This is a genomic window from Burkholderia sp. Bp9140, assembly GCF_003853425.1.
Taxonomy (GTDB): Bacteria; Pseudomonadota; Gammaproteobacteria; order Burkholderiales; family Burkholderiaceae; genus Burkholderia.
Window position 1 is genome coordinate 71,660 of the sequence record NZ_QTPQ01000011.1, and the last position, 18,152, is coordinate 89,811.

An 18,152-nucleotide genomic window follows, 5' to 3' on the forward strand; every position below is an offset into this window, starting at 1 on the left:
GCCAACACACGTGTTCCGAACAGGCGCCGACCGCCTCGCCGCGCCCCAATTCAGGGCACTCGCCACAAATCCCGACTATCCAGAATTCCCTATTCCGGTGCATGGGATTGTGTCCTATGCTCGCGGCTCGTCCAGTTCCGCCGCCGCCATGCCTACCGTCCGCCCCGCTTCGCCGTCGATCGACCTGCGCATCCTGCTGCGCAGCATCGGACAGATCGTGCTGCAGGCGAACGCGTTCACCGGCGCGATGCTGGTCGCCGCACTCGCGCTGACCGACCTGCGGCTCGCGTGCGCGGCGCTGGTCGGCGCGGCCGCCGCCAACCTGACCGCGGTGCTGACCGGCGCGGCGCGCCGTGACGTCGAACCGGGTCTGCACGGCTTCAACGGCGCGCTCGCCGCGCTGGTGGCAGTGCGCTTTGCGCCCGCCCCGCTGGCGGCGCTCGTGCTGGTGCCGCTCGCCGCGATCGGCGCCGCGCTCGTGCAGCGCGCGATGCGACTCCCGCTCGCGAAGTGGCGCCAGTGCCCGTATTCGAGTCCGTGCCTGGCGGCCACCGCGCTGTGGCTGCCGTTTGTCGCGGTGCAGCATGCGAGCGATACCGCGACGGGCGCGGCACTGACACTTTCCTCGGTCGCCGCAGCACTGCTGTCGGGCGTCGCACAAACCACCTTCGCACAAGGCGCGTGGGCCGGTATGCTGATCGTCGCCGGCATCGCGGCCGCGTCCCGCCGCGCAGCCGCGTTCGCACTCGGCGGCGCGATCGTGTCGACCATGCTGCTGGTTGCGCTCGGCGCAAGCGGTGCCGGATTCACCGACGGCCTGCTCGGCTTCAACGGCGCACTCGCCGCGCTCGCGCTGATGTCGCGCGGCACGCGCGCGGCGTTCGCGGCCGCGGCGCTGGCCGCACTGATCCAGTGGCTCGCGATGCGCGCGGGCCTCACCGCGCTCACGGCCCCGTTCGCGCTCGCGTCGTGGATCACGGTGGCCGTCGCGCGCCGCCTTACCCTCGGAGAACCCGATGTCGTCATTCGCACACCGTCCTGACACCGTGAAACCCGGCGGCCCGATCTCGGACGCCGAGCGCCGGCTGCGCGTCGATCTCGCCGCCGCGTACCGTCTCGTCGCGCTGAACGGCTGGGACGACCTGATCTACACGCATCTGTCCGCAACGGTGCCCGGCGAGCCCGGCCATTTCCTGATCAACCCGTTCGGCCTCGCGTTCGACGAGGTTCGCGCATCGAATCTCGTGAAGATCGACCTGGCCGGCAACCGGATCGGCGACAGCGCACATGCGGTCAACGTGACGGGCTTCGCGCTTCACGCGGCCGTCCATGCCGCGCGGCCGGACGCCGTCTGCGTGATGCATCTGCACAATACGCCCGGCATCGCCGTGTCGATCCAGCGCGACGGGCTGCTGCCCGCATCGCAGCACGCGCTGCGGTTTCACGGCGACCTCGCGTATCACGACTACGAGGCGCTCGCGTTCTCGCCGGCCGAAGGCGCGCGGCTGACCGCCAGCCTCGGCGCGAAATCCGCGATGCTGCTGCGCAACCACGGCACGCTGACGGTCGGCCGGACCGTCGCCGAGGCGTATGTGCTGATGGATACGCTGATCAAGGCGTGCGACATCCAGGTGCGCGCGCAGGCAGGCGGCGGGCCGCTCGTGCTGCCCGAGCCGGCCGTCGCCGATCGCACCGCCGAACAGCTGCGCGACGGCGGCGCGATCGAGGGCGAGCTGGAATGGCCGGCGCTGCTGCGCCGCCTCGACCGGATCGATCCGTCGTATCGCGACTGAAGTCGCCGCCCCCCAAACGAACTTCACTTTCCCCAACCATCGGAGCATCCAGTCATGCCGACTTTCAATATCCAGTTGTTCGAAGGCCGCACGGTCGAGCAGAAGCGCGCATTCGTCGAAGCGATCACGCGTGTCACGTGCGAAACGCTCGGCTGCGACCCGGGCTCGGTCGACATCATCCTCGCCGACGTGAAGAAGGAGAACTGGGCGACGGCCGGGAAGCTGTGGAGCGACGAGCGCTGATACCGGCCCGTCCGGCGGCGGCGGAACCTCCTGTGCGATACGGGCTCGAACCGCGGTGACACCCGTACGAACGCGCCACGCGATGCGGCGCTCGAAGGAGACCGCATGATCGACGACAAACGTATCGCCGCCGCACTGAACGACATGATCCTGTCGATGGGCGCGCAACTGGATCAATCGCTTCGGCAGGTCGACGAGACCTGTCCGCGACACGAATTCATCGCCTATCGCGAATTCGTGTCGCAACTGCTGACCACGATGCTGCTCGACTTCATGAACCCGCTCTACGCGCGCCACCCCGACCTGAAGCCGCCGGACCTGGCTTGACCCTCTCCTGCAACGCCGGGCACGCGCGTTGCAGGCAGCCGCCCTTCCCTGCTCCCTGTTTTGCGCCCGCACATCGCGCCGTCACGCAACCGGCGTATCAATCGGCGCATAATGCCGAACACACGCAGCAGCCAGTGGCAAACCGACCAGGAGACCGCCATGGAAGCGAAGAACGAAGAAGTCGTCGCACACCTGCTCTCCGATGTCGTCGAATGCGCGCGCGGGCGCCTGCCCGAGGCCACGTTCCGGATCGTCGAACCGTTCCTGCGTCATTACTACGATTTCGTCGACGCCGATGATCTGCAGAATCGCAGCATCGCCGACCTGTACGGCGCCGCGATGGCGCACTGGCAGACCGCCCGGAAATTCGTGCCCGGCAGCGAGCGGCTGCGCGTATACAACCCGATCCTCGAACAGCACGGCTGGCACTCGGACCACACGGTGATCGAGATCGTCAACGACGACATGCCGTTCCTCGTCGACTCGGTGACGATGGCCGTGAACCGCCTCGGGCTCGCGCTGCACTCCGCGCTGCACCCGGTGTTCCGCATCTGGCGCGGCAGCAACGGCGGGATCGAGCGCGTCGAAGCCGGCGGCGCGACGCCCGGCGACGGCCAGTCGCAGCTCGCGTCGTTCATCCATTTCGAAGTCGACCGCTGCGGCGACGCCGCGCTGCTCGACACGCTGCGCGACGACATCGCGCGCGTGCTCGGCGACGTGCGCGCATCGGTCGAGGACTGGCCGAAGATCGTCGACATCGCGCGCGCGACGATCAAGGACATGAAAGCCCGCGAATCGACCGCGGAAGACATCGAGGCGCGCGCGTTCCTCGAATGGATGGCCGCCGACCACTTCACGTTCCTCGGCCAGCGCGATTACGCGCTCGTGTCGGACGGCACCGGCTTCGGGCTGCGCGGCGTCGAAGGCTCGGGTTTCGGCCTGCTGCGCGAATCGCTGCGCCCGCCCGGCGCGTCGGACGTGACACCGCTGCCGCCGGCCGCCGCCGAGATCATCACCGGCCCCTGGCCGATCTTCGTGACGAAAGCGAACTCGCGCGCGACCGTTCACCGGCCCGGCTACCTCGACTACGTCGGCGTGAAACTGGTCGGCGCCGACGGCAAGGTGAGCGGCGAGCGCCGCTTCATCGGTCTCTACACGTCGACGGCCTATTTCGGTTCGTACACCGAGATTCCGATCGTGCGCCGCAAGTGCGCGAACATCGTGCAGCGGGCGGGCTTTTTGCCGAAGGGACATCTCGGCAAGTCGCTGGTGACGGTGCTCGAAACCTATCCGCGCGACGAGCTGTTCCAGGCCGACGAAGACCAGCTCTACGACATCGCGCTCGGCATCCTGCGGCTGCAGGAACACCAGCGCACGCGCCTGTTCGTGCGGCGCGACCGCTTCGACCGCTTCGTGTCGTGCCTCGCGTTCGTGCCGCGCGACAAGTACAACACCGACCTGCGCCGTCGCATCGCGAAGCTGCTCGTCGACGCGTACAACGGCGTGAACGTCGAATTCACGCCGCTGCTGTCGGAATCGGCGATCGCGCGGATTCACTTCGTCGTCCATGCGGAACCGGGCACGATGCCGGACGTCGACACGCGCGAGCTCGAAACGCGGCTCGTGCAGGTCGCGCGCCGCTGGCAGGACGATCTCGCGGACGCGCTGCTCGACGCGTTCGGCGAAGAGCAAGGCAACCGGCTGCTGCAGCACTATGCGGAATCGTTCCCGGCCGGCTATCGCGACGACTATCCGGCGCGCACGGCCGTGCGCGACATCGAGCTGATCGAGCGCGTGAAGGAGTCGGGCCAGCTCGCGATGAACCTGTACCGCCCGATCGAGGCCGGGCCGCGCGCGTTCCGCTTCAAGGTGTATCGCGCGGGCGACCCGATCGCGCTGTCGCGCAGCCTGCCGATGCTGGAACACCTGGGCGTGCGCGTCGACGAGGAGCGGCCGTACCGGATCCAGACGCAGGATGCCGCGCCCGCGTGGGTGCATGACTTCGGCCTTGAACTCGCCGACGATACCGAGTTCGACATCGAGCGCGTGAAGGGCCTGTTCGAGGATGCGTTCGACCGGATCTGGAACGGCCGGATCGAGAACGACGACTTCAACCGCCTCGTGTTGCGCGCACACCTGAGCGCGCGCGAGGTCACGATCCTGCGTGCGTATGCGAAATACCTGCGGCAGGTCGGCTCGACGTTCAGCGACGCGTACATCGAGCGCGCGCTGACCGGCAACCCGGCGATCGCACGGCAGCTCGTCGAGCTGTTCCTGCTGCGCTTCGACCCGGCCACTGGCGGCACGCGCGACGTGCAGGCCGAACGCCTGCTGAAGGCGATCGAGACAGCCCTCGACCAGGTGCCGAACCTCGACGAGGACCGGATCCTGCGCCAGTTCCTCGGCGTGATCAACGCGACCGAGCGCACCAACTATTTCCTGCACGACGCGAACGGCGAATCGAAGCCGTACCTGTCGTTCAAGTTCAATCCGGCGAAGGTGCCCGGCCTGCCCGAGCCGAAGCCGATGTTCGAGATCTGGGTGTACTCGCCGCGCGTCGAGGGCGTGCACCTGCGCGGCGGGCGCGTCGCGCGCGGCGGGCTGCGCTGGTCCGACCGCCGCGAGGATTTCCGCACCGAGGTGCTCGGGCTGATGAAGGCGCAGATGGTGAAGAACGTCGTGATCGTGCCGGTCGGCTCGAAAGGCGGCTTCGTCGTGAAGAACCCGCCGCCGCCGAGCGATCGCGAAGCGTGGATGCGCGAAGGCATCGCGTGCTACCAGACGTTCCTGCGCGGCCTGCTCGACCTGACCGACAATCTCGCCGGCAACGCGATCGTGCCGCCGCCCGACGTGGTGCGGCACGATCCCGACGATCCGTATCTCGTCGTCGCGGCCGACAAGGGCACGGCCACGTTCTCCGACTATGCGAACGCGATCTCGCACGAATACGGCTTCTGGCTCGACGACGCGTTCGCATCCGGCGGCTCGGTCGGCTACGACCACAAGAAGATGGCGATCACCGCGCGCGGCGCGTGGGAATCGGTGAAGCGGCACTTCCGCGAAATGGGTGTCGATACGCAGACGACCGCCTTCACCGTGGTCGGTGTCGGCGACATGTCGGGCGACGTGTTCGGCAACGGCATGCTGCTGTCGCCGCATATCCGGCTCGTCGCGGCCTTCGATCACCGGCACGTGTTCCTCGATCCGAACCCCGACCCGGCGGCGAGCTTCGCGGAGCGCCAGCGAATGTTCGCGCTCGAACGCTCGAGCTGGGCCGACTACGACGCGTCCGTGATCTCGGCGGGCGGCGGTGTCTACCCGCGCACCGCGAAGACGATCCCGCTGTCGCCGGCCGTGCAGGCCGCGCTCGGCATCGACGCGCATGCGCTGCCGCCGACCGAGCTGATCCGCGCGATCCTGCAGGCGCCGGTCGACCTGCTGTACAACGGCGGCATCGGCACCTACGTGAAGGCCGCGCGCGAAACCCACCAGCAGGTCGGCGATCGTGCGAACGACGCGGTGCGCGTGAACGGCGCGGACCTGCGCTGCAAGGTCGTCGGCGAAGGCGGCAACCTCGGCTGCACGCAGTTCGGCCGCATCGAGTTCGCGCAGCGCGGCGGGCGCATCAATACCGACGCCATCGACAACTCGGCCGGCGTCGACTGTTCGGATCACGAAGTCAACATCAAGATCCTGCTCGGGCTCGTCGTCACCGACGGCGAGATGACCGAGAAGCAGCGCAATGCGCTGCTCGCGGAAATGACCGACGAAGTCGGGCTGCTGGTGCTGCGCGACAACTACTACCAGACGCAGGCGCTGTCGATCGCGGGCCGCTACAGCGTCGAGCTGCTCGACGCCGAGGCGCGCCTGATGCGCTGGCTCGAACGCGCAGGCCGCCTGAACCGCGTGATCGAGTTCCTGCCGACCGACGACGAGATCGCGGAACGGCAGGCCGCACAACAGGGCCTGACGTCGCCGGAGCGCGCGGTGCTGCTCGCGTACAGCAAGATGTGGCTGTACGACGCGCTGCTCGACTCCGACGTGCCCGAGGATCCGCTCGTCGCCGCGATGCTCGTCGACTATTTCCCGAAGCCGCTGCAGCAGCGCTTCAGCGAACCGATGCAGCGCCACCCGCTGCGCCGCGAGATTCTCGCGACGCACCTGACCAACGCGCTCGTCAACCGCGTCGGCTGCGCGTTCGTGCACCGGCTGATGGAGGAAACCGACGCGAAGCCGGGCGACATCGTGCGCGCCTGCATCATGGCGCGCGACGTGTTCGATCTCGATGCGGTGTGGCGCGACATCGACGCACTCGACAACCGCGTCGCCGACGACGTGCAGGCGCGCATGTTCGTCGACGTCGCGCGGCTGCTGGAGCGCGCGGCGCTGTGGTTCCTGCGGCACCTGCAGTCGGGCGCGGTGGCCGACGGCGGCGTCGCCGGACTGATCGCGCGCTGCCGCGACGCGGTGCAGCGCATCGCGCCGCAATTGCCGTCGCTGCTGCCGGCGAGCGATCTCGAAGCGCTGTCCGAACGGCAGCGCGTATTGGTCGACGCCGGCGTCGACAGTGCACTCGCCGGGCGCGTCGCGAACGGCGACATCTCCGCCGCGCTGCTCGACATCGCCGAAGTGGCCGCGACCTGCGACCGCAGCCTCGAACTGGTCGCGGGCGTGTACTTCTCGCTCGGCACGCTGCTGAACTACGGGTGGATCGGCGAACGCGCGGCCACGCTGCCGACCCCGACGCACTGGGACATGCTGGCGCGCGCGGCCGCGCTCGCGGAAATCGCGCGGCTCAAGCGCACGCTGGCGACCAGCGCGCTCGCCGAATCGGCCGACTCGACGGCGCCCGAGACGATCGTCCACGCGTGGCGCGAACGCCGCGAGGCCGCGCTGCAGCGCTACGAGCATCTGCTTTCCGACCTGCGTGCATCGGGTGGCGCGAGCCTCGCGGTGCTGCTCGTGGTCGTGCGCGAGGTGGCCGTGCTGGAGCGCGCGTGACGGGTAACCGCCGGGTTACACCGTCGCGACCAGCAGCTCTTCCGCGTTGTTCGGCGGGCGCAGGCCGTCGCTACGACCGGCGAAGTAGCGGCGCGTGAGCGCCGCGGCCGACACATGCCCGGCCTGCGCGAAGCCGGCGTGCGTCGCGAGCGCGCGGATCTCCGCCGGCATGAAGAAGCTGATGAACGGCGTGCCGCTCGCGCGCGCGCCCTTCGCGGCCATTTCGAGCCCCGGGCGCACGTCCGGATCCGCATGCTCGAGCGGCAGCAGGAAGGTCATCGCGAACGTCGAGCCCGGCGCGAGCGACGCGGCTTCGCGCAGCGCCGCCGCGTTCGCGTCGCGCGTCAGGTACATGCTGACGCCCGTGGACACGACAACCGCCGGTTTGCCCGCATCGAAGCCCGCGCGCACGAGCGCGTCGCGCCACGACTGCTTCGCCTCGAAATCGACCGGCACGAACCGCAGCCAGTCCGGCACGCCGAAGCCGAGCTCGGCGAGACGCCGGCGCTTCCACGCCTGCGGCGCGGGCGGATCGACTTCGAACACGGTCAGGCGCGACGCCATCTCGGGCCGGCGCTGCACGAAACTGTCGAGGCCCGCGCCGAGGATCACGTACTGGCTCACGCCCCGCGCGGCCTCCGCGACGACGAGATCCTCGATGAAGCGCGCCCGCGCGACGATCGACGCGCGAAACGGCCGCGTGAAGTGCGGATCCATGTCGCCGCGCTGCTGCCAGCCGGGCGCAGGCGCGAGCAGGCGCAGGCCGACTTCGTCGGCGAGCACGTGCGGCGGCGCATCGAGTTCGACGTGCAGCGCGCGCCACAGCGCGACGCGCGCGGCCGTGCTGTCGGGGGCGTCCTGATGGAGGCCGGTCATCGCCGCGGCCTCACGCGCCCGGTGTGCCCGGTGTGCCCGGTGTGCCCGGCGCCTGCAGGCGCCACACGCGGCCGTCGGGATCGTGCACGGTCATGTCGCGCGGGCTCCAGTGCGTATCCTCGAACGGCGTGGCCACGTCGATGATCGGCCGCGGCCGGGCCGCCTGCCCGCAACGTATTCATATCGTGTTCGCCCGCGCCGCCACCCGCGCGAACAGCGTGTCGAGATCGAAGCCGGTCGTATCGACGCCGATCGTATCGCGCAGGCATGCGCCCCACGCGGCGGCGTCGCCGAACGTGACGGTGCGCCCCGCGCCCGCCGCGTCGCGCAGCGTCAGCGTGGTGTTGAGCAGCGCCGCGCGGCCGTCCGGCAGCACGCGGCACGCGATCAGGTCGTTCACGAAGATCGATTCGGGATACGTCGACGTGAACCAGTTCGCGGCCTCGTAATCGATCCACTCGGCCGGCTTCAGCGAGAAGCGATAGGTCGTCTGCCAGCCGTCGGGGATCTCGAACTGCATGTCGAACTCGCCGTCGACCGGCGCACCGACGACGCGAAACGCGCCATGTGGCGTCAGTTGCCGCTCGCCCGGCACGAAGCGCAGCGGCGCGGTCAGCGTCGCGCTGCCGAAGCCGATGTCCGCGAGCCACGTCGCGCCGTCGAGATCGATGCGCAGCAGCATGTGCGTCTGCGCGGTGACGACCTCGGGCGGCCGCATCCAGCGCACGCGAGCGATCAGCGGCGTCACGCGAAAACCGATCGTCGTGAGCGCGGTGTGGAAGAGTTTGTTCAGTTCGAAGCAATAGCCGCCGCGGTGCCGCCCGATCACCTTGTCGACGATCGCAGGCAGGTCGAGCGCGACACGCGCGCCGGTCAGCGGATTGAGGTTTTCGAACGGAATCGCCTGCGGGTGCAGCAGATGCAGCCGGCGCAGCACGTCGAGCGTCGGCTCGGCCGGGCCGTCGTAGCCGATGCGGGCGAAGTAGCGCGGGAGGTCGAACGAGTCAGTCATGAACCGGCACCGGGAACGGGGAACACGCCACGATAGCATCGAGCGAAATCCCCATGTTGCGCGGGGCCATCCCGGATCGCCGCGCGCTGCCGGCGCCGCGGCGCGCGGGTCCGGCAACGTTACGGCAGCAGCTTCAGCGCGGACGACGCGACCGACGGCACCGAAATGCCCTGGCTCGTCGCGAACTGCACGGCCTGGCTGAGCGTCGACGCGAGCGACTGCAACTGGCCGGGCGCGCTTTGCGCGATATACGACGCGGCCTGCATGTTCTTCGGATCCAGGCCCGCCTGCAGCAGCGATGCGGCGCTGGTCGAACCGAGGCTGCCGACCCCCGACTGCAGTTGCGAGTACTGCGTGAGGCCCTGGCCGAGCGATGCAAGGCCGTTGCTGAACGCCTGCTTGTCGATCGGGCCGTGCGTCGCACCGCCGCTCGCGAACGCCTGGCCGAGCGCCTGCGACACCGACTGCTGCGCGCCGCCCATCTGCGACAGCACGGCCGGCGTCAACGCATTGCCGCCGCCGAGCAAGCCGGCGGCCTGCTGCGCCTGCCCGGCCGCGCCGGTGAGCCCCATCGCCGACGCAAGCGACGACTGGCCGGACAGCACCTGCTGGTTCGCGCCGACGTACGCCTGCATCAGTTGCGCGACCCCGCCCTGCGCGGGTGCGGCCTGTTGCTGTCCGCCGCCGAGCAGCGCCGAGCCGATCGACTGCAGGTCGAGCTGCGCATGCGCGGTGCTGTTCACGCCCAGCAGGATGCCGAATGCGATGCCCGCCGATGCCAGGTGCTTGCCCGTCGCGCGAATATGCTTCATCTGTTTCCCTCGTGCCCGAATGATTGAGGCCGATATTGTCGAAGCGCGCCGCGCGCCGCCGCAACGACTGAAACACATCGAAACGAAATCGCGTGCCGCGGCCGCTTGCAATTGCGCCGCCGTCTCGCGTCGCCACGGGCATTGATCCGCGTTTGCCGTGCGATATCAGGCGCGCGTCAGGATTCGTTCCTGTTCCGCATCAATATCGCCTGTTCCGGGTCTCGGGAATCGATGCCGCACCGCACGTTACGCAGCCATCCAGTCCGGCAGCCGCTGGCCGACCCAGTCCGCCGCCTGCTCGTAGCCGCGCGCGAGCTGCAGCACCGCCAGATCCGCGCGCGGCCGGCCGATCAGTTGCATCCCCATCGGCAGCCCGGCATCGTTGAAGCCGACCGGCACGCTGATCACCGGGCAGCCGGCCAGCGTCCACGGCACGACCGTTTCCATCCAGCGGTGATAGGTGTCCATCATGCGGCCCGCGATTTCCTTCGGCCAGCGCTGGTCGACGTCGAACGGGAACACCTGCGCGGTCGGCGCCGCGATGAAGTCGTAGCGATCGAAGAAACTCAGCACGGCCTGGTGCCACGCGGTGCGCTCGACGCTCGCGTCGAACACCGCGGCACCCTGCATCGCGAGCAGCCCTTCGACCTCGTAGATCGCCTCGGGCTTCAGCAGCGCACGCCGCGCCGGGTCGCGATAGTGCGCGAGCAGCCCGCCGCCGGACAGCAGGTGCCGATGCGCGAGCCACAGGCGCCAGATTCGGTCGGGCGCGAACGCCGGCAGCGCCGCATCGACGTCGCAGCCGATCTCGCGCAGCGTCGCGAGCCCCTGTTCGCACTGCGCGAGCACGCCCGGCTCGGTCGCGAGATAGCCGTTCCAGTCGCCGACCCACGCGATGCGCTCGCCGCGCAGGTCCGTGTCGAGCGGCTTCGTGAACACCGCCGGATCTTCCGCGAGCGACAGCGGATCGTTCGGGTCGTAGCCGGCCTGGATCGCGAGCAGTTGCGCGACGTCGCCGACGGTGCGGCCCATCGGCCCTTCGATGCCGAGCTGCTGCATGAACACGTCGACGCCCGGCCAGCGCGGCACGCGGCCCCGCGACGGACGGAACCCGTAGATGTTGCAGAACGCGGCCGGATTGCGCAGCGAGCCGCCGAAGTCGCTGCCGTCCGCGACCGGCAGCATGCGCGCCGCCAGTGCCGCCGCCGTGCCGCCGCTGCTGCCACCCGCGCTCTTCGTCAGGTCGTACGGATTGCGCGTCGCGCCGTGAACTTCGTTGAACGTGTGCGAACCGAGGCCGAACTCCGGCGTGTTGGTCTTGCCGATGAAGATCGCGCCCGCCGCGCGCATCCGCCCGACACCGACCGAATCGGCCTGCGGCACGTTATCGCGAAAGATCGGCGAGCCGTAGGTCGTCCGCAGCCCTTTCGTCATCGCGAGATCCTTCGGCGCCTGCGGCATCCCGTGCAGCCAGCCGTGATACTCGCCGCGGGCCAGCGCCGCGTCCTTTTCCGCGGCTTCGGCGAGCAGCGTGGCGCGATCGCGCAGCGAGATCAGTGCGTTCACCGCACCGTTCACGCGCTCGATGTGATCGAGATACGCACGCATCGTCTCGACGCAGGAAACCGCCCTGCCGCGGATCGCCGACGCGAGCTCGCCGGCCGGCAGGCGTACGATCGGGTCGACGGTGATGGAAGCGGGGGCGAGAAGCTGCGGGGCGCCGTGCGGCATGCGAGGTCTCCTGGAACCGGAATGGAATGGCGGGCCGCGTGGTGGCGGCGCTCCGTCCCGAATGGCCGGGAAGTGACCGGGAGGAAGCCGCGCGGCGGCCGATGCTCTACTCTACGCGACGCCGGATCGCCGGCCTCCGATTTTTTCCGCCGCGATTCATTGAGGATCCGACTGAATCGGTATTGGGAGACATCAAAGTCTGCCGCAAAAAAACGGTCGAAACGCCGCAGCGACCCTTGCGCCAATAATCTGAGGAAATTCACGAAGTCTGCGCCTTCCGACATGGCGCCGTAGAAGGCCGGCTCCCGTCAACAGTCCATTTCCAAACCAGTGAGTTCAGTTTTCCATTGACGAGCAAAAAACACCCAAATACTATACCGAACCGTTTGGTTTAGTTATGAGTGTTTGCGTCAATTTTTTGTTCAGGAACCCGCCATGCGCCTCACCCCGCACGTTCTGTCGCCCCTTCTTGCCGCGGTTGCGGCCGCCGTCCTGCTTGCTGCCTGCGGTAAGGCACCGGGCGGCCCGCCCCCTGCGGAAGGCACGCCGGTGGTCGGCGTGATGACCGTCCAGCCGCAGCGCGTGGTGCTCGACACTGAACTGCCCGGGCGCACCGTCCCGTTCCTGATCGCCGACGTGCGACCGCAGGTCAGCGGCATCGTCAAGGCACGCAAGTTCCGCGAAGGCGGCGACGTCAAGGCTGGTGACCCGCTGTACCAGATCGACCCGGCCACCTACCAGGCCACCTACGACAGCAATGTGGCCGCACTGGCCAAGGCCCGGGCCAACCTCAAGACCACACGCCTGAAGGCCGAGCGCTACAAGGAGCTGGTGGCGATCCAGGCGGTCAGCCAGCAGGATTACGATGACGCCGATGCCGCATTGGCCCAGGGCGAAGCCGATGTGGCCGCCGCCCGCGCGAATGTGGAAACCAGCCGCATCAACCTCGCCTACGCCCGCGTGGATGCGCCGATCTCGGGGCGCATCGGCAAGTCAAGCGTGACGCCGGGCGCGCTTGTCACGGCCAACCAGACGACCTCGCTGGCCACGATCCAGCAGCTCGACCCGATCTATGTCGACGTGACGCAGCCCAGCGCCGCACTGCTGCGCCTGCGTCAGGCCATGGCCCGCGGCGACCTGCAAAAGAGCGGCGCGAACGCGGCCGCCGTGCGCCTGCTGATGGAAGACGGCAGCGCGTATCCGCTCGAAGGCAAGCTCGAGTTCTCCGACGTGACGGTGGACCAGAACACCGGCTCGGTGACGTTGCGCGCGGTGTTTCCCAACCCGAACGCCGCGTTGCTGCCCGGCATGTACGTACGCGCCGTGCTGCAGGAAGGTGTGAAGGACGACGCGCTGCTGGTGCCGCAGCAGGCCGTGGCGCGCGACAGCACCGGCAAGCCGTTCGCGTATGTGGTGAGCGGCGAGCACAAGCTGCAGCGCCGCGCACTCGAGACCGAGCGCGCGGTGGGTGACCAGTGGCTGGTGCGCAGCGGCCTGCAAGCCGGCGACCAACTGGTGGTGGACGGCCTGCCACGCGCGACGCCGGGCGCCGAGGTCAAGACCACGCCGTGGACGGCCAAAACGGCCACGCGGAGTCCGGCTGCGCCCCACGCGACGCCGGCCTCGCAGGTGGCCGCACCGTCGCCCGTCAAGCAGACCGCAGTCGCCGCCAACTGATCCCGGAACTCCACCATGGCACGCTTTTTCATCGACCGCCCCATCTTTGCGTGGGTTCTCGCCATCATCGTGATGCTGGCCGGCGCGCTGTCCATCGCGACGCTGCCAATCGCGCAGTACCCGAGCATCGCGCCCCCGGCCGTCGCCATCACGGCCACCTATCCGGGCGCATCGGCCAAGACGCTGGAAGACACGGTCACCCAGATCATCGAACAGAAGATGAAGGGGCTGGACCACCTGAGCTACATGGCATCGACCAGCGAATCGTCCGGCACGGCCACGATCACGCTGACCTTCGAGAACGGCACCGACCCGGATACCGCGCAGGTGCAGGTGCAGAACAAGCTCGCGCTGGCCACCCCGCTGTTGCCGCAGGAGGTACAGCAGCAAGGCGTGCAGGTCGCCAAGTCCGCCACCAACTTCCTGAACGTGCTGGCGTTCACGTCCGAAGACGGCAGCATGAACGGCTCCGACCTCTCCGACTACGTGGCCGCCAACGTGCAGGACGCGATCAGCCGGGTGGAAGGCGTGGGCGACACCACGCTGTTCGGCTCGCAGTACGCGATGCGCATCTGGCTGGACCCGAACAAGCTGTCGAACTTCAGCCTCACGCCGCTGGACGTGAAGAGCGCGATCCAGACCCAGAACGCGCAGGTGTCGGCCGGCCAGCTCGGCGCGCTGCCGGCGCTCGGCGACCAGCAGATCAACGCCACCATCACGTCACAGACGCGCCTGAAGACCCCCGAGGAATTCGGCAACATCCTGTTGCGCACGCAGACCGACGGCTCGCAGGTGCGCCTGCGCGACGTGGCCCGCATCGAGCTGGGCAGCGAGAGCTACAACACCGTCGCCCACTACAACGGCAAGCCCGCCGCGGGCCTGGCCATCAAGCTGGCCACCGGCGCCAACGCGCTCGATACCGTGAAGGCCGTCGACGCCCGCATGGCCGAGCTGGAGCACTTCTTCCCGCCAGGCATGAAGGTGCAGAAGCCCTATGACACCACGCCGTTCGTGCGCATCTCGATCGAAGAGGTGGTGCGCACGCTGGTCGAGGCGATCGTGCTGGTGTTTCTGGTGATGTACCTGTTCCTGCAGAACTTCCGCGCCACGCTGATTCCCACCATCGCGGTGCCCGTGGTGCTGCTCGGCACGTTCGGCGTGCTGGCCGCGTTCGGCTTCACGATCAACACGCTGACGATGTTCGCGATGGTGCTGGCGATCGGCCTGCTGGTCGACGACGCGATCGTGGTGGTGGAGAACGTCGAGCGGGTGATGAGCGAGGAAGGCCTCTCGCCCAAGGAGGCCACGCGCAAGTCGATGGGGCAGATCACGGGCGCACTGGTCGGCGTGGCGCTGGTGCTGGCCGCGGTGTTCGTGCCGATGGCCTTCTTCAATGGTTCCACCGGCGTGATCTACCGGCAGTTCTCGATCACGATCGTGTCGGCGATGACGCTGTCGGTGCTGGTGGCGCTGGTGCTGACGCCCGCGCTGTGCGCGACCTTGCTCAAGCCCGTCGAAAAAGGCCATGCGCAGGTCACGACCGGTTTCTTCGGCTGGTTCAACCGCACGTTCGACCGGGGCAACCGCCGCTATCAGGGCATCGTGCGCCATATGCTGGGCAAGGGCCGGCGTTACATGCTCGTGTACGGCGTACTGTTTGCGTTGGTGGTCGTCGGCTTCATGAAGCTGCCGGTCGGCTTCCTGCCCGATGAGGACCAAGGCTCGCTGTTCGTGCTGGCGCAACTGCCGCCGGGCGCCACCCACGCGCGCACGGAGGACGTGCTCCGCCAGGTCGAGCATCATTTCCTCGTCGACCAGAAAGAAGCGGTGTCGGGGGTGTTCTCGGTGGCCGGCTTCAGCTTCGCCGGCAGCGGCCAGAACATGGGCTTCGCGTTCGTCAAGCTGCGCCCGTGGGACGAACGCAAGGGCGACGCGCTCAGCGTCAACGGCGTCGTGGCGAAGGCCTTCGGTTTCTTCGCCACCCTGCGCGACGCGCGCGTGTTCGCGTTTGCGCCGCCCGCCGTGGCGGAGCTCGGCAACGCCACCGGCTTCGACCTGATGCTGCAGGACCGCGCCAACCTCGGCCACGCGGCGCTGATGCAGGCCCGCAACCAGTTGCTGGGCGCGCTCTCGCAGGACAAGCGCCTGGTGGCCGTGCGCCCCAACGGGCAGGAAGACACGCCCGAGTTTCAATTGCAGATCGATGCGCACAAGGCGGAGACGCTCGGCGTGTCCGTCTCCGACATCAACAACACGCTCGCCACCGCGTGGGGCAGCAGCTACGTCAACGATTTCATCGATCGGGGCCGCGTCAAGAAGGTCATGCTGCAGGCCGATGCGCCGTTCCGCATGAACCCGGCGGACGTCGACAAGTGGTACGTGCGCAATAGCGCCGGCACCATGGTGCCGTTCACCGCGTTCGCCAAGGTGGACTGGAGCTCGGGCTCGCCGCGGCTGGAGCGCTACAACGGCGTGCCGTCGCTGGAAATCCTCGGCATGGCGATGCCGGGCAGCGCGTCCAGCGGCGAAGCGCTGGCGATCGTCGAGGCCGCGGTGGCCAAGCTGCCGCCCGGCATCGGTTATTCCTGGACCGGGCTGTCGCTGCAGGAAAAGGCCTCCACCGGGCAGACCACCCTGCTCTACACGCTGTCGATCCTGATCGTGTTCCTGTGTCTGGCCGCGCTGTACGAAAGCTGGGCGATCCCCTTCTCGGTGATCATGGTCGTGCCGCTCGGCGTGCTGGGCGCGCTGCTCGGCGCGATCCTGACCTGGAAGATGAACGACGTGTACTTTCAGGTGGGCCTGCTGACCACCATCGGCCTGGCCTGCAAGAACGCGATCCTGATCGTGGAATTCGCGAAGGAGCTCAACGAGCACGGGAAGAGCCTGGTCGAAGCGGCGATGGCCGCGGTGCGCATGCGCCTGCGCCCGATCCTGATGACTTCGCTGGCGTTCATCCTCGGCGTCGTGCCAATGGTGATGGGCACGGGCGCCGGCGCCGGCGCGCAGCACGCGCTGGGCACCGCCGTGATTGGCGGCATGCTCACGGGCACGGTGCTCGCCATCTTCTTCGTGCCGCTGTTCTTCGTGCTGGTGCGCAGGCTGTTCCAGCGTCGGCCGGCCATGCTGGCCCCCGCTGAACAATCGGCCGACACGGCCGTTTCCTAAGGATTCCAGACATGACCCGCTTCCCCTTTTATCCGGCCGCGCTCGCGCTGGCAGCCATGCTGGCCGGTTGCACCCTGATGCCCGCATACCAGCGCCCCGCCGCACCGGTGCCGGCCGCCTTCGCCGGCGCGTCCGGTGCCGAGGCCGCCGGGGGCGCCCAGGCGTCCACGCCGGTGGCCGAGATTGGCTGGCGCGACGTGTTCACCGATCCGTCGCTGCAGCGCGTGATCGACATGGCGCTCGCCAACAACCGCGACCTGCGCGTGGCCATCCTCAACATCGAGAAGGCGCGCGCGCAGTATCGCGTGCAGGACGCCGCGCTGTTCCCCACCGTCAAAGCCAGCGGCAGCGAGAGCGCCAGCCGCACGCCGGCCGACCTGTCGAGCACCGGGCAGCCGCTGGTGTCCCATACGTACAGCGCCACGCTGGGCTTCAGCGCGTATGAACTGGACCTGTTCGGCCGCGTACGCAGCCTCAACGAGCAGGCGCTCGAGGAGTACTTCTCCACCGCAGAGGCGCGCCGCAGCAGCCAGATCAGCCTGATCGCCGAGATCGCCACCGCCTACCTGACGCTGGCCGCCGACCAGGACCTGCTCAGGCTCGCGCAGGACACCCTCGCCAGCCAGAGCGACACCTACCGCCTGAACCAGCGCAGCTACGAGCTGGGCACGGCTTCACGGCTGACGCTGCGCCAGTCGCAGACCAGCGTCGACTCGGCGCGTGTGGACGTGGAGCGCTACACCGCGCAGGTGGCGCAGGACCGCAACGCGCTGGTGCTGCTGGTGGGCGCCGGCGTGCCCGACGAACTGCTGCCCAGGTCGCTGCCCGACACCGCCGCCGCCAACGCCAGCGTGCTGGCGACCATCCCTGCAGGCCTGCCGTCCGACCTGCTGCAGCGCCGGCCCGACATCCTGCAGGCCGAGCACGACCTGAAGGCCGCCAACGCGAACATCGGGGCCGCGCGCGCGGCATTCTTCCCGACCATCAGCCTGACCGCCACGGCCGGCAGCTCCAGTGCCAGCCTGTCCGGCCTGTTCAAGGGCGGCTCGGGCATCTGGAACTTCGGGCCGCAGATCACGTTGCCGATCTTCGATGGCGGCGCCAACCGCGCCAACCTTGACATCGCCAGAACGAGCCGCGATATCTCGCTGGCACAGTACGAGAAGGCCATCCAGACCGCGTTCCGCGAAGTGTCCGACGCGCTGGCCCAGCGCGGCACGCTGGGCCGCCAGCTCGAAGCGCAGCAATCGCTGGTCGACGCCACCGCCGACAGCTACCAGCTTGCGACCGCGCGCTTCAGGCGCGGCGTGGACAGCTACCTGAACGTGCTCGATGCGCAGCGCTCGCTCTACACGGCGCAGCAGAACCTGATCAATACGCGCCTGTCGCGCTTCACCAACCTGGCGACCTTCTACAAGACGCTGGGCGGGGGCTGGGTCGAGACCACCAACACGAGCGTTGCGCCCGCAACGGCCCCGCTCGCGACGCATTCCTGATGTGCCGCGGACAGGA

The 18,152-nt window shown here is 68.7% G+C and carries 13 protein-coding genes; 8 read left to right on the plus strand and 5 right to left on the minus strand.

Features of this window, described 5'->3' with window-relative positions:
- Nucleotides 1-148: 148 nt before the first annotated feature.
- The 5 genes from DIE21_RS11620 (at nt 149) to DIE21_RS11640 (ending at nt 7,364) form a co-directional block, all read left to right on the plus strand.
- The gene (locus DIE21_RS11620; RefSeq protein WP_124497837.1) at nt 149-1,042 is read left to right on the plus strand and encodes an urea transporter; all 894 of its coding nucleotides are present in this window, start codon (nt 149-151) and stop codon (nt 1,040-1,042) included.
- A complete protein-coding gene (locus DIE21_RS11625; RefSeq protein ID WP_124497838.1) occupies nt 1,017-1,793 on the plus strand; it encodes a class II aldolase/adducin family protein in 777 nt (258 codons plus the stop codon). The genes DIE21_RS11620 and DIE21_RS11625 overlap by 26 nt, the downstream gene beginning before the upstream one ends.
- Nucleotides 1,794-1,847: 54 nt before the next feature.
- Nucleotides 1,848-2,036, plus strand: coding sequence for a 4-oxalocrotonate tautomerase (locus DIE21_RS11630; RefSeq protein ID WP_014898956.1), 189 nt, complete (start codon nt 1,848-1,850; stop codon nt 2,034-2,036).
- 105 nt (nt 2,037-2,141) lie between these two features.
- Nucleotides 2,142-2,363 (plus strand): hypothetical protein, encoded by a 222-nt coding sequence (locus tag DIE21_RS11635; RefSeq protein ID WP_124497839.1) that lies wholly within the window; start codon nt 2,142-2,144, stop codon nt 2,361-2,363.
- Nucleotides 2,364-2,522: 159 nt separating this feature from the next.
- On the plus strand, nt 2,523-7,364 hold the full coding sequence (locus tag DIE21_RS11640; RefSeq protein ID WP_124497840.1) for an NAD-glutamate dehydrogenase: 4,842 nt from the start codon (nt 2,523-2,525) through the stop codon (nt 7,362-7,364).
- Nucleotides 7,365-7,379: 15 nt separating this feature from the next.
- Here DIE21_RS11640 and DIE21_RS11645 read toward each other — a convergent pair whose 3' ends face one another.
- The 5 genes from DIE21_RS11645 to DIE21_RS11660 all read right to left on the minus strand — a co-directional run bounded on the left by DIE21_RS11645 (nt 7,380) and on the right by DIE21_RS11660 (nt 11,795).
- A complete protein-coding gene (locus DIE21_RS11645; protein WP_124497841.1) occupies nt 7,380-8,240 on the minus strand; it encodes a class I SAM-dependent methyltransferase in 861 nt (286 codons plus the stop codon).
- Between the two features lie 10 nt (nt 8,241-8,250).
- Nucleotides 8,251-8,376: a hypothetical protein gene (locus tag DIE21_RS37750; protein ID WP_260432434.1), complete on the minus strand. Its 126-nt coding sequence runs from the start codon at nt 8,374-8,376 to the stop codon at nt 8,251-8,253.
- A 42-nt stretch (nt 8,377-8,418) separates the two neighbouring features.
- Nucleotides 8,419-9,252 carry an arylamine N-acetyltransferase gene (locus DIE21_RS11650; protein ID WP_124497842.1) on the minus strand — a complete coding sequence of 278 codons (834 nt, stop codon included), beginning with the start codon at nt 9,250-9,252 and terminating at the stop codon, nt 8,419-8,421.
- A gap of 119 nt (nt 9,253-9,371) precedes the next feature.
- Nucleotides 9,372-10,064, minus strand: a complete 693-nt coding sequence (locus DIE21_RS11655; RefSeq protein ID WP_124497843.1) for a hypothetical protein — start codon at nt 10,062-10,064, stop codon at nt 9,372-9,374.
- A gap of 246 nt (nt 10,065-10,310) precedes the next feature.
- Nucleotides 10,311-11,795 carry an amidase gene (locus DIE21_RS11660; protein ID WP_124497844.1) on the minus strand — a complete coding sequence of 495 codons (1,485 nt, stop codon included), beginning with the start codon at nt 11,793-11,795 and terminating at the stop codon, nt 10,311-10,313.
- 435 nt (nt 11,796-12,230) lie between these two features.
- On the opposite strand from DIE21_RS11660, the gene DIE21_RS11665 reads away from it, so the two are divergent.
- Genes DIE21_RS11665 through adeC form a run of 3 tightly spaced genes read left to right on the plus strand, consistent with a single transcriptional unit; the run spans nt 12,231 to nt 18,136 of the window.
- Complete coding sequence (locus tag DIE21_RS11665) at nt 12,231-13,472, plus strand: efflux RND transporter periplasmic adaptor subunit (RefSeq protein WP_124497845.1); 1,242 nt, start codon at nt 12,231-12,233, stop codon at nt 13,470-13,472.
- A 15-nt stretch (nt 13,473-13,487) separates the two neighbouring features.
- Nucleotides 13,488-16,640 (plus strand): efflux RND transporter permease subunit, encoded by a 3,153-nt coding sequence (locus tag DIE21_RS11670; protein ID WP_124497846.1) that lies wholly within the window; start codon nt 13,488-13,490, stop codon nt 16,638-16,640.
- A gap of 11 nt (nt 16,641-16,651) precedes the next feature.
- A complete protein-coding gene (gene adeC, locus DIE21_RS11675) occupies nt 16,652-18,136 on the plus strand; it encodes an AdeC/AdeK/OprM family multidrug efflux complex outer membrane factor (protein WP_124497847.1) in 1,485 nt (494 codons plus the stop codon).
- Nucleotides 18,137-18,152: the final 16 nt, after the last annotated feature.

Bases quoted from the DNA above. Each gene is read 5' to 3' on its own strand.
- DIE21_RS11650 (WP_124497842.1), bottom strand. From the start codon at position 9,252: ATGACTGACTCGTTCGACCTCCCGCGCTACTTCGCCCGCATCGGCTAC.
- DIE21_RS11620 (WP_124497837.1), top strand. From the start codon at position 149: ATGCCTACCGTCCGCCCCGCTTCGCCGTCGATCGACCTGCGCATCCTG.
- DIE21_RS11665 (WP_124497845.1), top strand. From the start codon at position 12,231: ATGCGCCTCACCCCGCACGTTCTGTCGCCCCTTCTTGCCGCGGTTGCG.
- DIE21_RS11635 (WP_124497839.1), top strand. From the start codon at position 2,142: ATGATCGACGACAAACGTATCGCCGCCGCACTGAACGACATGATCCTG.
- adeC (WP_124497847.1), top strand. From the start codon at position 16,652: ATGACCCGCTTCCCCTTTTATCCGGCCGCGCTCGCGCTGGCAGCCATG.
- DIE21_RS11660 (WP_124497844.1), bottom strand. From the start codon at position 11,795: ATGCCGCACGGCGCCCCGCAGCTTCTCGCCCCCGCTTCCATCACCGTC.
- DIE21_RS11655 (WP_124497843.1), bottom strand. From the start codon at position 10,064: ATGAAGCATATTCGCGCGACGGGCAAGCACCTGGCATCGGCGGGCATC.
- DIE21_RS11645 (WP_124497841.1), bottom strand. From the start codon at position 8,240: ATGACCGGCCTCCATCAGGACGCCCCCGACAGCACGGCCGCGCGCGTC.
- DIE21_RS11670 (WP_124497846.1), top strand. From the start codon at position 13,488: ATGGCACGCTTTTTCATCGACCGCCCCATCTTTGCGTGGGTTCTCGCC.
- DIE21_RS11625 (WP_124497838.1), top strand. From the start codon at position 1,017: ATGTCGTCATTCGCACACCGTCCTGACACCGTGAAACCCGGCGGCCCG.
- DIE21_RS11640 (WP_124497840.1), top strand. From the start codon at position 2,523: ATGGAAGCGAAGAACGAAGAAGTCGTCGCACACCTGCTCTCCGATGTC.
- DIE21_RS11630 (WP_014898956.1), top strand. From the start codon at position 1,848: ATGCCGACTTTCAATATCCAGTTGTTCGAAGGCCGCACGGTCGAGCAG.